The following is a 14,990-nucleotide window of genomic DNA, read 5'->3' on the forward strand; positions in this document are numbered from 1 at the left end:
ATATCGACATACGTCGAATGCTCGAGCTGACTGAAACCTTCAAGGCCCTGGGAGACCCGACGCGGCTGCGCATTCTGCGGCTCGTGGGCGAGGCCCGCCTCAACGTGTCCGAGGTGGTGTCGCTGGTGGGAGTGGCGCAGTCGTCGGTGTCGCACCACCTGACGAAGCTCAAGGCGCTGGAGCTCATCCGCGAGGAGCGCCAGGGTGGGTTCACCTACTACTCGCTGATGGTGGACGAGAAGGCGCCGCTGTGGCCACTCATCCGCCTGGCGAAGGACGCACCCGACGAGCACGGCGACCTGGCTCGGCTGACGGAGCTGCTGCAGCGCCGGGAGGACGCGCTCACGCTCAACGAGAAGCTGCTGGAGCCCGGCCAGTCCTGGCGGCTGTGGGCCTCGGCGCTGGCCAGCCTGCTGCCCCCGCTGGACGTGGTGGACTTCGGCTGTGGCACCGGCGTGCTCACGGTGGAGCTGGCGCGCTGGGCGCGGCACGTCACGGCCATCGACCACAACCCGGCCGCGCTGGACAAGGCCCGCGCCGAGGCCGGGCGCCTGGGCCTGCGCAACATCACCTTCCTCGAGGCCGACCTCAAGGCGCTGCCGCTCGAGAGCGGGGCGCAGGATCTGGTGGTGCTCTCGCAGAGCCTGCACCACGTGAACTCGAGCGAGCGCGTGCTGGCCGAGGGGGCGCGGCTGCTGCGGCCCGGTGGGCGCATGGTGGTGCTCGAGCTGATGCCGCACGACGAGCAGTGGGTGCGCTCGCGTCTGGGCCACCAGCACCTGGGCTTCGAGCCCGTGGCGCTCCAGAACGCGATGCGCGCGGCGGGGCTCGAGACGCCCACGCTGGTGGCCGCGCCGCGCGACGCCGCCTCTCCGTTCAAGGCCTTCCTCCTCACGGGCACGCGTCCCCTGGCGCCGGCCCTGCCACCTCCCTCGCCCCTTCGCCCCACTTCCCTTGCCCCGAGAGCCCCATGAGCCGGCCCCACCACACCGCCCAGGAACTCGAGCAGCTCTTCACCCAGCGCATCGCCCTGCTGGATGGCGCCATGGGCTCCATGGTCCAGACCTATCCGCTCACCGAGGCGGACTTCCGCGGCGAGCGCTTCAAGGCCCACCCCAGGGATCTCAAGGGCAACAACGATCTGCTGTGCATCACGCGGCCGGACGTCATCGAGGACATCCACGCGCGCTACTTCGCCGCGGGTGCCGACATCGCGGAGACGAACACCTTCAGCAGCACGTCCATCGCCCAGGCCGACTATGAGCTGGGCCCGCTCGTCACCGAGCTGAACGTGGCCGCGGTGGAGTGCGCCCGGCGGGCCGCGCTGGCCGCCGAGGCCGCCACCCCGGGCCGGCGCTGCTTCGTCGCCGGGGCCATCGGGCCGCTCAACCGCACGCTGTCGATGTCGCCCGACGTCAACCGCCCCGACTACCGCGCGGTGACGTGGGACGAGGTGGTGGACGCCTACGCGGAGCAGGTGCGCGCGCTGCTGTCGGCCGGAGCGGACGCGCTCATCGTGGAGACCATCTTCGACACGCTCAACGCCAAGGCCGCGCTCTTCGCCATCGACACCTGCTTCGAGGAGCTGGGCACGCGCGTGCCCGTCATGGTGTCCGTCACCATCACCGACGCCTCGGGGCGCACGCTGTCCGGGCAGACCATCAGCGCGTTCTACCACTCCATCCGCCATGCCCGGCCCTTCAGCGTGGGCATCAACTGCGCGCTCGGAGCCAAGGACATGCGGCCCTACATGCAGGAGCTGGCGCGGATCGCCGAGTGCCATGTCACCTGCTACCCCAACGCCGGCCTGCCCAACGCGTTCGGCGGCTACGACGAGACGCCCGCCGACATGGCCAGCTCCCTGAGCGACTTCGCCCGGCAGGGCTGGGTGAACATGGTGGGGGGCTGTTGTGGCTCGACGCCGGACCACATCGCCGCCATCGCCTCCGCCGTGTCGTCCTTCGCGCCTCGCTCCGCGATCACCCCCTCCCACACCATGAGGCTCAGTGGTCTCGAGCCGCTCGTCGTCCCCTAGCCCGACGAAAGAGGACACCGCCGTGACGAACCAGGCTTCGCGTTTTCAAATCATCGGCGAGCGGACCAACATCACCGGCTCTCCCAAGTTCGCCAAGGCGCTCAAGGCCGGCAACTGGGACGAGTGCCTCTCCATCGCCCGGCAACAGGTGGAGTCGGGCGCCAACATCCTCGACATCAACGTCGACGAGGCGCTCATCGACGGTGAAGCGACGATGGTGAAGTTCCTCAACCTCATCGCCGCCGAGCCGGAAATCTCGCGCGTGCCGTTGATGCTCGACTCGTCGAAGTGGAGCGTGCTGGAGGCGGGCCTCAAGTGCATCCAGGGCAAGGGCATCGTCAACTCCATCTCGCTCAAGGACGGAGAGGCCGAGTTCCTGCGCCGCGCGCGGCTCATCCGCCGCTATGGCGCCGCCGCGGTGGTGATGGCCTTCGACGAGCAGGGCCAGGCGGCCACGCGTGACGACAAGGTGCGCATCTGCACGCGCGCCTACCGGCTGCTGGTGGACCAGGTCGGCTTCCCGCCGGAAGACATCATCTTCGATCCCAACATCCTCACCGTGGCCACGGGCATCGAGGAGCACAACAACTACGCCGTCGACTTCTTCGAGGCCACGCGCATCATCAAGGCCACCCTGCCCCATGCCAAGGTGTCGGGCGGCGTGTCCAACGTGTCCTTCTCGTTCCGGGGCAACAACCCGGTGCGCGAGGCGATCCACACCGCCTTCCTGTACCACGGCGTCGCCGCGGGCATGGACATGGGCATCGTCAACGCCGGCATGCTCGGCGTGTACGAGGAGATTCCCAAGGAGCTGCTCGGGTACGTCGAGGACGTGCTGCTCAACCGCCGCCCGGATGCCACGGATCGGCTCATCGCCTACGCCGAGCAGCTCAAGGCGCGGCAGGGAGGCGACTCGAAGCTCGAGGCGAAGGAGGACCTCGCCTGGCGCAACGCCCCGGTGGCCGAGCGGCTCTCCCACGCGCTCGTCAAGGGCATCGATGCCTTCATCGAGGCGGACACCGAGGAGGCGCGGCTGCAATACAAGCGCCCGCTGGACATCATCGAGGGCCCGCTGATGGACGGCATGCGGGTGGTGGGAGACCTCTTCGGCGCGGGCAAGATGTTCCTGCCGCAGGTGGTGAAGTCGGCGCGCGTGATGAAGCGCGCGGTGGCGTGGCTGACGCCCTTCATGGAGGAGGAGAAGCGGCGCCACGTGGAGGCGGGAGGCGAGGCGCGCACGCAGGGCAAGGTGCTGCTCGCCACGGTGAAGGGCGACGTGCACGACATCGGCAAGAACATCGTGGGGGTGGTGCTCGCCTGCAACAACTACGAGGTCATCGACCTGGGCGTGATGGTGCCCACCGAGAAGATCCTCACCACGGCGAACAAGGAGAAGGTGGACGTCATCGGGCTGTCGGGCCTCATCACGCCCTCGCTCGACGAGATGGTGAACGTGGCGAAGGAAGCCAGGCGCCTGGGCTTCGAGGTGCCGCTGCTCATCGGAGGCGCCACCACCAGCCATCCGCACACCTCGGTGAAGATCGCGCCGGAGTACGAGCCCGGCGTGGTGCACGTGCTGGACGCCTCGCGCGTGGTGAACGTGGTGAGCGCGCTGCTCTCCCCCGAGCAGAAGCCGGGCTTCCTGGCGGAGGTGGCCGAGAAGCAGAACCGGGCCCGCGAGGACTTCGCCGCCCGCCGGGTGCAGCGCAAGCTGCTGACGCTCGAGGAGGCACGCCGGCGCCGCGCCACGTATGACTGGGCCCAGGTCGACATCCCCCGGCCCGAGTTCCTGGGCACGCGGGTGTTCGACGACGTGCCGCTCGCGGAGGTGGTGCCCTTCATCGACTGGGGGCCCTTCTTCAACGCCTGGGAGCTGTACGGGGCCTTCCCGCGCATCCTCGAGGACGCCGTGGTGGGCGCCGAGGCGCGCAAGCTGTACGACGACGCGCGCGTCATGCTCAAGCGCATCGTCGAGGAGAAGCGCTTCACCGCGCGGGCGGTGCTGGGCTTCTGGCCCTGCAACGCCGTGGGCGATGACATCGAGCTGTACACCGACGAGGCGCGCTCGAAGGTGCTGGGCACGCTGCGCATGTTGCGGCAGCAGGCCGAGAAGCCGCCGGAGCAGGCCCACCTGTGCCTGGCGGACTTCGTGGCGCCGAGGGACAGCGGCCGCATCGACTACTGCGGGGGGTTCGTGGTGACGGCGGGGCACGGCGTGGAGTCTTTCGCCGAGCGCTTCCGCCAGAAGCACGACGACTACTCGGCCATCATGGTGCAGGCGCTGGGAGACCGCCTCGCCGAGGCGATGGCGGAGCTGATGCACAAGCGCGCCCGTGAGTTCTGTGGCTTCGGCAGGCACGAGGACCTGTCCAACGAGCAGCTCATCCGCGAGAAGTACCGCGGCATCCGTCCGGCGCCCGGCTACCCCGCGTGTCCGGAGCACACGGAGAAGGGCACGCTCTTCGCGCTGCTGGAGGCCACGAAGGCGACGGGGGTGTCGTTGACGGAGAGCTACGCGATGACGCCGCCCAGCAGCGTCAGCGGCTTCTACTTCAACCACCCCGAGGCGAAGTATTTCGGACTGGGGAAGATCGGCCGGGATCAGCTCGAGGACTACGCGCGCCGCAAGGGGATGTCGGTCGACGAGGCGGCGCGGTGGCTCGGCCCTCAGCTCGACGAGGACAGGGCCCCGGCGGCGAGCGTGGCGGCCTGAGTCGCGCGGTCCCGGACACTCACCTCGTGTTCAGGGCCGTAACGAAGGCAACCCGCTCAAGGTCGACTTCCGTACACACGCGGAAGGAGAGCGGAGCCCCCGAGGGGGCTCGCCCGGCACCAGGACACCCCGGGGGTTAGCATCGGCGCGCGATGACGGCCGACTCCTCGGGTTTGAAGGCCCTGCTGCGGATGCAGCGCCGAAACTACTTCATTGGTGCGGGCTGCCTGACGCTCGGGCTCGTGCTGCATTGCGTGGTGATGCGGTCCTTTCCCAGACTGCTGGTGGGCCTGCAGGTCACATGGAGCACGGTCTTCGCGCTGATGGGCGTCTGCGTGGGCGCGGGCTGGCTGTCGATGAAGTGGGCGGGGGTGATCGCCTCGGTCATCGGGTTCGTGTCCCTCACGAGCTTCATTCTCCTGAGTGGAGGCCCGGAGAGCCCCTACTTCAGCATGTACGCCGCCCTGCCCTTCATCCTGGCGGTGTTCACCCCCGACAGCCGCCTGCCAACGCTGCTGAGCGGGAGCGTGTCGCTCGTGGCGATCGTCATCGTGAACGCCATGGCCGAGGTGCCCTTGCCGCGGGTGATCCTCCAGGTGACGAGCTACAGCACCTTTCTGGGACTGGCGCTCGTCGGCACGCGCATGTACCGGCACATGCTGGATGCGCAGCTCGGAGCCCAGCAGGAGCGGCTCCGGGCGCTCGAGCAACTCGCGGAGAGCGAGCGCCTGCGCGCGCATGCCGCGCTCGAGCGCGCGGAGGTGGAGCGGCTCGTGCTGGTGGGGCAGCTGGCCGCCGGAGTGGCGCACGAGGTGAACAACCCCCTGGCCTTCGTGAAGGCCAACCTGAGCTACCTGCAGCGGGAGACCGCGGACGAGGCGTGGAAGATCGAGCGCGAGGAGTTCCGGGACGTGCTCGACGAGACGAAGCAGGGCGTGATGCGCATCCAGCAGATCGTCACGGATCTGCGGGGCTTCTCGCGCGCGGACCCCCTGGGCGAACAGGAACCGGGTGTGCTGGAGGAGGCCTTGAAGGAGGCGAAGCGGCTCGCCTCGGTGCGCCTGCGCGAGGGCGGCGAGGTCTCGTTGGCGCTCGCCCCGGCGCTGCCGGCGGTCCGGCTGGGGCAGCGGCACATGGTGCAGGTGCTGGTGAACCTGCTCATCAACGCGGCGGACGCGGCGCAGTCGGCCCGGCCTCCGCGCCGTCCCCACATCAAGGTGAGCGCGCACCAGGAGGCGGGAGCCGTGTGCGTGCGGGTGGAGGACAACGGACCGGGCATCCCCGCGGACGTGCTGCCCCGCCTCTTCGAGCCCTTCTTCACCACCAAGCCCCCGGGCCAGGGGACGGGACTGGGGCTCGCCCTGTGCCGCGACTACGTGGCTCGCGTCGGGGGCACGCTCCAGGCGGAGAACCACTCCGGCGGGGCCTGCTTCGTCCTGATGCTGCCGGCGGCCTCGGGCGTCCCTGGCCCCGCCGCCTACGAGGTCCCAAACACGAGGGCCCCGGGTTCCATGAAACCCGGGGCCCTGGGATGAACGGCGGTACTCGTCGCGACTACGCCGCCTTGGACGGCTCGGGCGGCAGGTAGTCCTCGATGGGGGGGCACGAGCACACGAGCTTGCGGTCGCCGAGCACGTTGTTGAGCCGGCCCACCGAGGGCCAGAACTTGTGCTCCTTCACCCACGGAGCCGGGAAGGCCGCCTTCTCACGCGAGTAGGGACGGTTCCACTCGGGCGCGGTGATGACGCGGGCGGTGTGCGGCGCGTTCTTCAGCACGTTGTTGTCCCGGGGCATCCGGCCGTCCTCGATCTCGCGGATCTCCTCCCGGATGGCGATGAGCGCGTCGCACAGCCGATCCAGCTCCGCCTGGGACTCGCTCTCGGTGGGCTCGATCATCAACGTGCCCGACACCGGGAAGGACACCGTGGGCGCGTGGAAGCCGTAGTCCATGAGCCGCTTGGCCACGTCCTCCACCTCGACGCCCGACGTCTTCTTGAGCGGGCGCAGGTCCACGATGCACTCGTGCGCCACGCGGCCGCGCTTGCCGCGGTAGAGCACCGGGTAGTGCGGCTGCAGCCGCTCGGCGATGTAGTTGGCGTTGAGGATGGCCGTCTTCGTGGCCCGGGTGAGCCCGTCCCCGCCCATCATCGCGATGTACATCCACGAGATGACGAGGATGCTCGCGCTGCCCCACGGGGCCGCGGAGATGGCGCCGATGCCATCATTGCCGCCCGTGGCGATGACCGGGTGGCCCGGCAGGAAGCGCGTCAGGTGGCTCGCCACGCAGATGGGACCCATGCCGGGGCCGCCACCGCCGTGGGGGATGCAGAACGTCTTGTGCAGGTTGATGTGGCAGACGTCCGCGCCGATCTCCGCCGGCTTGGTCAGCCCCACCTGGGCGTTGAGGTTCGCCCCGTCCATGTACACCTGCCCGCCGCGCTCGTGCACCACGGCGCAGATCTCCTTGATGTCCTCCTCGAACACGCCGTGCGTGGACGGGTAGGTCACCATGAGGGCGGCGAGGTTGTTCTTGTGCTCGTCCGCCTTGGCGCGCAGGTCGGCCACGTCGATGTTGCCGCTCTCGTCGCACTTGACGACGACGACCTTGTAGCCCGCCATCACCGCCGAGGCCGGGTTGGTGCCGTGCGCCGACGAGGGGATGAGGCACACGTCGCGGTGGCCCTGGCCGCGGTGCTGCTGGTACGCACGCACCACGAGCAGGCCCGCGAGCTCGCCCTGGCTGCCCGCGTTGGGCTGGAGCGACACGCCGGCGAAGCCCGTCACGGCCGCCAGCATCCCCTCGAGCTGCTCGAACAGGAGCCGGTAGCCGGAGGCCTGGGAGCTGGGCGCGAACGGGTGCAGCTTACCGAACTGCGGCCACGTCACCGGCACCATCTCCGCGGTGGCGTTGAGCTTCATCGTGCACGAGCCGAGCGGAATCATCGAGTGCGTGAGCGACAGGTCGCGCGACTCGAGCCGGCGGATGTAGCGCAGCATCTCCGTCTCGGAGTGGTAGCTGTTGAAGACGGGGTGCGTGAGGTAGGCGCTCGTGCGCCGCAGGTTCGCGGGCAGCGGGGTGTCGAGCCCCTGGCCCAGCTCGTCCAGGGAGAAGCCCAGGGCCTTGCCACCGGCGAACACGGAGAGGATGGCCTCCACGTCCGAGGCGCGGGTGACTTCGTCCAGGCTCAGGCCGATGGTGCGCTCGTCGATGCGGCGGAAGTTCATCCGGTTGGCCTCGGCGGCCGAGAGGATGGCGCGCACCTGCGGAGGCGTGGCGACCACGCGCAGCGTGTCGAAGACGTGCTCGTGGGCGGCGCTGTAGCCGAGCTTCGCCAGCCCGCGCGAGAGCAGCACCGTGAGTCCGTGCACGCGCTCGGCGATGGCCTTGAGGCCCCGGGGCCCGTGGTACACCGCGTACATGCCGGCCATGATGGCCAGCAGCACCTGCGCGGTGCAGATGTTGCTCGTGGCCTTCTCGCGGCGGATGTGCTGCTCGCGCGTCTGCAGCGCCATGCGCAGGGCGCGCTGGCCCTGGGCGTCCTCGGACACGCCGATGATGCGGCCCGGCATGATGCGGGTGAAGGCGTTCTTCGTGGCGAAGAAGGCCGCGTGCGGACCGCCGTAGCCCATGGGCACGCCGAAGCGCTGGGCGCTGCCCACCGCCACGTCCGCGCCGAACTCGCCCGGGGGCGTGAGCAGCGTGAGCGCCAGCAGATCCGTGGCGACGATGAAGAGCCCGCCCGCCGCGTGCAGCTTCTCGCCGAAAGCGCGGTAGTCGTGCACGACGCCATCCGTGGCCGGGTACTGCACGAGCCCGCCCACGTACTTCTTCGCGGACAGGTCCACCGTGCGGTGGTCCCCCACGACGACTTCCACGCCCAGCGGCTGGGCGCGCGTGCGCACCACGTCGAGCGTCTGCGGGTGGCACGTCTCGGACACGAAGAAGACGCCCTTGCCCTCGCCCTTGTACTGGGCGACGGCGAGCGCCATGGCCTCGGCGGCGGCCGTGCTCTCGTCGAGCAGCGAGGCGTTGGCGACCTCCAGGCCGGTGAGGTCCATCACCATCGTCTGGTAGTTGAGCAGCGCCTCCAGCCGGCCCTGGGCGATCTCCGCCTGGTAGGGCGTGTACTGGGTGTACCAGCCCGGGTTCTGCAGGATGTTGCGCAGGATGACGAGCGGCGTCTGGGTGTCGTGGTAGCCCATGCCGATGAACGAGCGGAAGAGCTGGTTCTTCGCCGCGATGGACTCCAGCGCCGAGAGCGCCTCGGTCTCGGACCAGCCGCCGGCCACCCACAGGGGCTCCTTCGAGCGGATGGCGGGGGGGACGGTCTGGTCGATGAGCTCGTCGAGCGAGCCCACGCCCATCGTCTTCAGCATCCCCTGCAGTTCCTTCTCATCCGGACCGATGTGCCGGTCGGCGAAAGACTCCTGGTATTTCCAGTTCAAGGACATAGGTATCGAGCACTCGCGGTGCGGGTGAATCCGGGAGGCCGTGGATAACATCCGGCCTCGCGCGTTCCAGTCCGAAAGGCGTCAGGACTACTTCAACAGGCTCCCGTACGCGGCGGCATCCAGGAGTCCCGCCAGTTGGCTGCTGTCCGAGGGCTCGAGCTCGAGGATCCACCCGGCCCCGTAGGGGTCCGTGTTGATGGCGGAGGCGTCGGAGAGCAGCTCCTCGTTGACCTTCACGACCTTGCCCGTCAGGGGCGAGTAGAGGTCGGAGACGGCCTTGGTGGACTCGATGACGCCAAACTGCTTGCCGGCGGTGAGGGTGGCGCCCACCTTGGGCAGCTCCACGTAGACCACTTCACCCAGGGACGACTGGGCGTGGTCGGTGACGCCCACCACCACCACGGAGCCCTCCTGCCGGGCCCACTCGTGCTCCTCGGTGTACTTGAGATTCGGGGGAATGTTGCCAGCCATGTGCGTCGCTCCTCTATTTCTTCCAGAAGGGGGTCTTCACCACCACGGCGGGCACCGCGCGGCCCCGGATTTCCACGTCGAAGGTCGAGCCCTCCGTGGACAGCTCCACCGGCACGTAGCCCATGCCGATGGGCTTCTTCACCGAGGGGCCCTGGGTGCCGCTCGTCACCTCGCCTACCCGCTGTCCATCCTTGAGCAGCGGGTAGCCATGCCGGGGGATGCCCGAGCCGGTCACCTCGAAGCCCACCAGCTTGCGCTGGAGTCCCTCGGCCTTCTGCTTCGCCAGCGCGTCGCGGCCGATGAAGCCACCCGCCTTGTCCAGCTTGCAGATCCACCCGAGCCCGGCCTCCAGGGCGGTGTGCGCGTCGTCGATGTCGTTGCCGTAGAGGGCGAACTTCATCTCCGTGCGCAGGCTGTCGCGGGCGCCCAGGCCACAGGGCTTCACGCCGTCGGCCTGCCCCTCCTGGAGCAGCGCCTTCCAGAGCGCCTCCGCGTCACCGGGCGCGCAGTACAGCTCGAAGCCGTCCTCGCCCGTGTAGCCGGTGCGCGAGACGATGCAGGCATGGCCCGCCACCGGCCCCTCGGCGAAGCGGTAGGTGCCGATCTTCGACAGGTCCACCGGGGTGAGCCGCTGCACGAGCGCCGCGGCCTTGGGGCCCTGCACGGCGATCTGCGCGTAGTCGTCGCTGCGGTCCACGGGCTTGACGCCCTCGGCGCGCGCGAGCATCCAGGCGAAGTCCTTGTCCTTGTTGGAGGCGTTGACGACGATGAGGATGCGCTCGGGCGAGAAGCGGTAGGCCACCACGTCGTCCACGAAGCCGCCCTGCTCGTTGAGCAGCCCGGCGTAGAGCGCCTGGCCATCCGCGCACTTGGAGAGATCGTTGGTGATGAGCCGGTTGGCGGTCTCCAGGGCGCCGGGGCCGCGGAACTCGATCTCCCCCATATGGGACACGTCGAAGAGGCCCACCGCGGTGCGCACGGCCTCGTGCTCGCCGATGACGGAGCTGTATTGCACCGGCATGTCCCAGCCGGCGAAGTCCACCATCCGGGCGCCCAGCGCGCGGTGGGCGGCGTTGAGCGGCGTGCGCCGGGTCATGTTCGTCTCTCCTGAAGGGGGGTGAAAACGGCGCGGACTATAACCGCGTACCTCCCTCAATCAAGGTTCTCGGGAAGCCACCGGGGACGTTCTAGACTGTTCGCGTCATGAAGATCCGCAATCGCCTGAACCCATCCAACCCCTGCTTCTCCTTCGAGTTCTTCCCACCGAAGACGGACGCGGGAACCGCCAACCTGCTGCAGACGCTGGAGGACCTGGCACCCCTGGAGCCGGGGTTCGTCTCCGTCACCTATGGCGCGGGGGGCAGCACGCGCGATCGCACGGTGGATCTCGTCACGCGCATCAAGCGCGACACGGGCATCGAGGCCATGGCCCACCTCACGTGCCTGGGCCACACGCGCGAGGAGCTGCGCGAGTTGTTGCGGCGGCTCAAGGAAGCGAAGATCGACAACGTGCTGGTGCTGCGCGGTGACGTGCCCCAGGGCGCTTCCCCCGACACCCTCGCGAACACGGACTTCCGTCATGCCACGGATCTCGTGCGCTTCATCCGCGAGGAGGATTTCGATTTCAGCCTGGGCGGAGCGTGCTATCCGGAGGGCCACGTGGAAACGCGCTCACGGGACGAGGATCTGCTGCACCTCAAGGCCAAGGTGGACGCCGGCCTGGACTTCGTCATCACCCAGCTCTTCTTCGACAACGCCTTCTACTTCGACTTCGTCGAGCGCGCTCGCCGCGTCGGCATCAACGTCCCCATCGTCCCGGGCATCATGCCCATCACCAACCACGAGCAGATCCAGCGCTTCACCCGCATGTGCGGCGCCACCATCCCCATGCGCCTGGCCCTCCAACTGGAACAACTCAAGGACCAGCCGGAGGCCCTGGTGCAACTGGGGGTGGCGCACGCCACGGTGCAGTGCATGGAGCTGCTCTCGCGGGGTGTGCCGGGAATCCACTTCTACACGCTCAACAAGTCACCCGCCACGCGGATGATCGTGAGCGCCTTGAGGGCCCGTACATGAGTGGTCCCGGTCTCAATGTCCCCCTGAACGATCCCCGCCTGCCCACGCTGCGCCGGGTACGTCCTCCCGCATTTCTCCTGCTCTGTACGGGAATCCTGGACATCCTCTTCTGGATCGTCATGGTGATCCTGCATCTTTTCCACGTGGGCGACTACGTCGTGCCCTCGGAGCAGCTCTGGCCGTTCGTCTTCAACATCGTGGGAGCGCTCGTGGCACGCGGCATCACCATCTGGGCGGCGCTCAACATCGTGAATCTGAAAAAATGGGGAATTGGCATGGTGGGCTCACTGACCGTCATGCTGCCGCTCGCCCCCGCGTGCTGCTTCGGCGTGCCGGTGGGCGCCTGGATGCTGTTCGTGCTGAACGACACGGACGTCCGCAAGCACTTCACCTGAAGTGCGCTTGTCGGGTGCTCCCGGTCACCGCGAAAGCGATCTTTCTCTCCCCCGCCCCGCGCCCTATTCTCGCGGGGCATTCACCCGATGGGGAGAGTGGTCCATGGATCATCACTACGCGGACATCAACGGCATCCGCATGCATTACGTCACGCACGGTGCGGGGGAGCCCATCCTCTTCATCCATGGCTTCCCCGAGTACTGGGGGGTCTGGAAGAAGCAGCTGCACGATCTGGGCAAGGACTACTTCGTCATCGCCCCGGACATGCGTGGCTACAACCTGACCTCCAAGCCCAAGGAGGTCGAGGCCTATCACATCCGGCACCTCGTCGAGGATCTGCGCTGCCTGCTGGAGCACCTGGGCATCGAGAAGACGAACATCGTCTCCCAGGACTGGGGCGCGCTGGTGGGCTGGAGCTTCGTGCTGCGTCAGCCCGAGTACGTGCGCCGGCTCGTCACCATCAACATCACCCACCCCGCCCTGTTCGACCGGGAGCTGCGCGAGAACCCCCGCCAGCAACTGGCGGCCCAGTACATGCTCGTCTTCCAGACGCCGCAGGCCGAAGGGCAGATCATCGGCGATGACTACGCGTGGGCCCGGCAGGCCGTGCTCAACGACGCCCGGGCGCACGGCGCCATCCTGTCCGAGGATGACATGTCCGAATGGATCAGCGCCTGGAAGCAGCCGGGCGCCATCACCGGCGCGCTCAACTACTACCGGGCGGCGAAGATGGGCCCGCCCGATCACCAGGGCCACGTGGGCGGCAGCAACCTCACCGAGGGGATGCGGCCGGACCAGCTCGTGGTGCACAAGCCCGTGCTCTTCATCCACGCCGAGCAGGACACCTACCTGCTGCCGGACGGACAGCGGGGACTGCGCGAGTTCGTGCCCCAGATCTCCATCCAGCGCCTCGCGGAGGCCACCCACTGGGCCACCCTCGAGAAGCCCAAGGAAGTCAGCCAGCTCATCCGCAACTTCCTGAACACCACCCAGGTGCCCTGAATCCCGGGGGGTGGAAGGCTCGCCACCCGCGGGAGGGTGGTGGGCGGGGCGAGGCACTCAGGCCGCGTACGCGAGGAGCTTGTCGAGCAGGGGCTTCACCAGTTCCTGGCCACGCAAGGCGTCGCGCCAGCGGCTGGGGATGGCGTTGATTCCCTCGCGCAGCCCGGCGATGCCTCCGGCCACCGTCGCCGTCGTGTCGGTGTCATGCCCGAGCGCGATCGCCGCCTTCACCACCCGCTCGAAGGAGTCCGCCTCCAGGCAATCTCGCGCCGAGAGCAGACAATCCACCACGTACCCCGTCCCCTTGCCGCGGTAGGGCACGTCCGGCCGCACCGACGCCTCCAGCTCCGTGCGCTGCTCCAACCCCTCGGGGTACAGCGCCCGGAAGGAGGCCAGCGCATCGGCCCACGCCCGCGAGGAGCCCTCCAACGTCCGCCGCGCCCAGAGGCAGTAGAGCGCGCAGCACACCTGCGAGCGCACGTGCCCGTGCGTCACCCGGGACTGGAGCATGGCATCGCGCGCCAGCGCTTGATCATCTCCCCGGTGCCAGAGCGCCAGCGGCAACACCCGCATCAGCGAGCCATTGCCATTGTCCCGCTCGCCCGCCGGCCCCGCCTTCAGGGCGGGCGCTCCCTCGCGCAGGTTCGACAGGGCCGTGCGCGTCTGGATGCCCACGTCGAACACCTCGCCGTCCACCGCCAGGTAGCCCCACTCGAACCAGTTCACGAGCCGCCGCCCGAGGTCCTCCGGATCCAACATCCCCCGGAACAGGAGCGAATCGAGCAGGCACAGCGCATGCGCTCCATCATCCGACCACGTCCCCGGCGGCACCTGGGCATGCGCCCGGGGGAAGTCCGCCGGAGGCGTGAATTCGAGCAGCGCGGGCGGCGGAATCCGGTCCGGAGAATGGAACTCGTAGGGAACACCCAGCGCATCCCCGATGAGCAACCCATACAGCCCGCCCTCGATCCGCTCGCGCCGCGTCGGCATCAAACCCCTCCCTTGGCCGCGTCCAGGGTGTTGCGCATCAACATGGCGATCGTCATCGGCCCCACGCCGCCGGGCACCGGGGTGATGAACGAGGCGCGCTCCAGGGCGGCCGCGAACTCCACGTCCCCCTTGAGCTTCCCATCCGGCATCCGGTTCATCCCCACGTCGATGACCACCGCGCCGGGCTTGATCCACTCACCCTTGATGAGCTCGGGCACGCCCACCGCCGCCACGACGATGTCCGCCCGCGACACCTCCTCGGCCAGGTTGCTCTTGCGGTGGCAGATGACCACCGTCGCGTCCGCCTGCAACAGCATCAACGCCATGGGCTTGCCCACGATGTTGCTGCGCCCCACCACCACGGCGCGCTTGCCCGCGGGATCGCACCCCACCTCGCGCAACAGCCGCATCACCCCGAAGGGCGTGCACGCCCGCGGCCCCGGCTTGCCGAGCGACAGCTTGCCCGCGTTCATCGGATGGAAGCCGTCCACGTCCTTCTCCGGACGCACCGCCGAGATGATCCGCTCCGAGTCGATGTGCTTGGGCAGGGGCAGCTGCACGAGGATGCCGTGGACCGCGGGGTCCTCGTTCAGCCGCTCCACCACCGACAGCAGCTCCTCCTCGGTGATGCTCGCGTCCGGGTGCTCCTCCCACGAGTTGAAGCCCACCTCCTCGGCCGCCTTCTTCTTGCCGGTGACGTAGATCTTCGAGGCGGGATCCTCCCCCACCCGGACCACCGTCAGCCCCGGCACCAGGCCGCGCTCGGCCTTGAGCCGCTCCACTTCCTGCTTCACCTCGGCGCGTACCCTCGCCGCCACCGCTTTTCCGTCGATCAACTGGCCCATAGCGCGGCGG

The 14,990-nt window shown here is 68.7% G+C and carries 12 protein-coding genes; 7 read left to right on the forward strand and 5 right to left on the reverse strand.

Features of this window, described 5'->3' with window-relative positions; translation table 11 throughout:
• The first annotated feature begins 17 nt into the window (after nt 1-17).
• From F0U63_RS31125 to F0U63_RS31140, 4 genes are all read left to right on the forward strand, one after another.
• Nucleotides 18-974, forward strand: a complete 957-nt coding sequence (locus F0U63_RS31125) for an ArsR/SmtB family transcription factor (protein ID WP_395835390.1) — start codon at nt 18-20, stop codon at nt 972-974.
• The gene (locus F0U63_RS31130) at nt 971-2,035 is read left to right on the forward strand and encodes a homocysteine S-methyltransferase family protein (RefSeq protein ID WP_395835392.1); all 1,065 of its coding nucleotides are present in this window, start codon (nt 971-973) and stop codon (nt 2,033-2,035) included. The genes F0U63_RS31125 and F0U63_RS31130 overlap by 4 nt, the downstream gene beginning before the upstream one ends.
• A gap of 22 nt (nt 2,036-2,057) precedes the next feature.
• Nucleotides 2,058-4,748 carry a methionine synthase gene (metH, locus tag F0U63_RS31135; protein ID WP_395835394.1) on the forward strand — a complete coding sequence of 897 codons (2,691 nt, stop codon included), beginning with the start codon at nt 2,058-2,060 and terminating at the stop codon, nt 4,746-4,748.
• 152 nt (nt 4,749-4,900) lie between these two features.
• Nucleotides 4,901-6,283, forward strand: coding sequence for a sensor histidine kinase (locus tag F0U63_RS31140; protein ID WP_395835396.1), 1,383 nt, complete (start codon nt 4,901-4,903; stop codon nt 6,281-6,283).
• Between the two features lie 19 nt (nt 6,284-6,302).
• On the opposite strand, the gene gcvP is transcribed toward F0U63_RS31140, so the two are convergent.
• From gcvP to gcvT, 3 genes are all read right to left on the reverse strand, one after another.
• Entirely contained in the window at nt 6,303-9,200 is a 2,898-nt protein-coding gene (gcvP, locus tag F0U63_RS31145) for an aminomethyl-transferring glycine dehydrogenase (protein WP_395835398.1), read from the reverse strand.
• A gap of 87 nt (nt 9,201-9,287) precedes the next feature.
• Nucleotides 9,288-9,671 (reverse strand): glycine cleavage system protein GcvH, encoded by a 384-nt coding sequence (gcvH, locus tag F0U63_RS31150; RefSeq protein ID WP_395835400.1) that lies wholly within the window; start codon nt 9,669-9,671, stop codon nt 9,288-9,290.
• A 13-nt stretch (nt 9,672-9,684) separates the two neighbouring features.
• Nucleotides 9,685-10,767 carry a glycine cleavage system aminomethyltransferase GcvT gene (gcvT, locus tag F0U63_RS31155; protein WP_395835402.1) on the reverse strand — a complete coding sequence of 361 codons (1,083 nt, stop codon included), beginning with the start codon at nt 10,765-10,767 and terminating at the stop codon, nt 9,685-9,687.
• Between the two features lie 107 nt (nt 10,768-10,874).
• On the opposite strand from gcvT, the gene metF reads away from it, so the two are divergent.
• The 3 genes from metF (at nt 10,875) to F0U63_RS31170 (ending at nt 13,145) form a co-directional block, all read left to right on the forward strand.
• Nucleotides 10,875-11,747, forward strand: a complete 873-nt coding sequence (gene metF / locus F0U63_RS31160) for a methylenetetrahydrofolate reductase [NAD(P)H] (protein ID WP_395835404.1) — start codon at nt 10,875-10,877, stop codon at nt 11,745-11,747.
• Nucleotides 11,744-12,142 (forward strand): hypothetical protein, encoded by a 399-nt coding sequence (locus F0U63_RS31165; protein ID WP_395835406.1) that lies wholly within the window; start codon nt 11,744-11,746, stop codon nt 12,140-12,142. The genes metF and F0U63_RS31165 overlap by 4 nt, the downstream gene beginning before the upstream one ends.
• 103 nt (nt 12,143-12,245) lie before the next feature.
• Complete coding sequence (locus tag F0U63_RS31170; RefSeq protein WP_395835408.1) at nt 12,246-13,145, forward strand: alpha/beta fold hydrolase; 900 nt, start codon at nt 12,246-12,248, stop codon at nt 13,143-13,145.
• Nucleotides 13,146-13,202: 57 nt separating this feature from the next.
• Here the strand turns inward: F0U63_RS31170 and F0U63_RS31175 are convergent, their stop codons facing one another.
• Together F0U63_RS31175 and folD are read right to left on the reverse strand one after the other, a co-directional pair.
• Nucleotides 13,203-14,135 (reverse strand): ADP-ribosylglycohydrolase family protein, encoded by a 933-nt coding sequence (locus F0U63_RS31175; protein WP_395835410.1) that lies wholly within the window; start codon nt 14,133-14,135, stop codon nt 13,203-13,205.
• Nucleotides 14,135-14,980 carry a bifunctional methylenetetrahydrofolate dehydrogenase/methenyltetrahydrofolate cyclohydrolase FolD gene (folD, locus tag F0U63_RS31180; protein WP_395835412.1) on the reverse strand — a complete coding sequence of 282 codons (846 nt, stop codon included), beginning with the start codon at nt 14,978-14,980 and terminating at the stop codon, nt 14,135-14,137. Before folD ends, F0U63_RS31175 begins: the two co-directional genes overlap by 1 nt.
• Nucleotides 14,981-14,990 lie beyond the last annotated feature (10 nt).

This window comes from Cystobacter fuscus, assembly GCF_044360685.1.
Lineage (GTDB): Bacteria > Myxococcota > Myxococcia > Myxococcales > Myxococcaceae > Cystobacter > Cystobacter fuscus_C.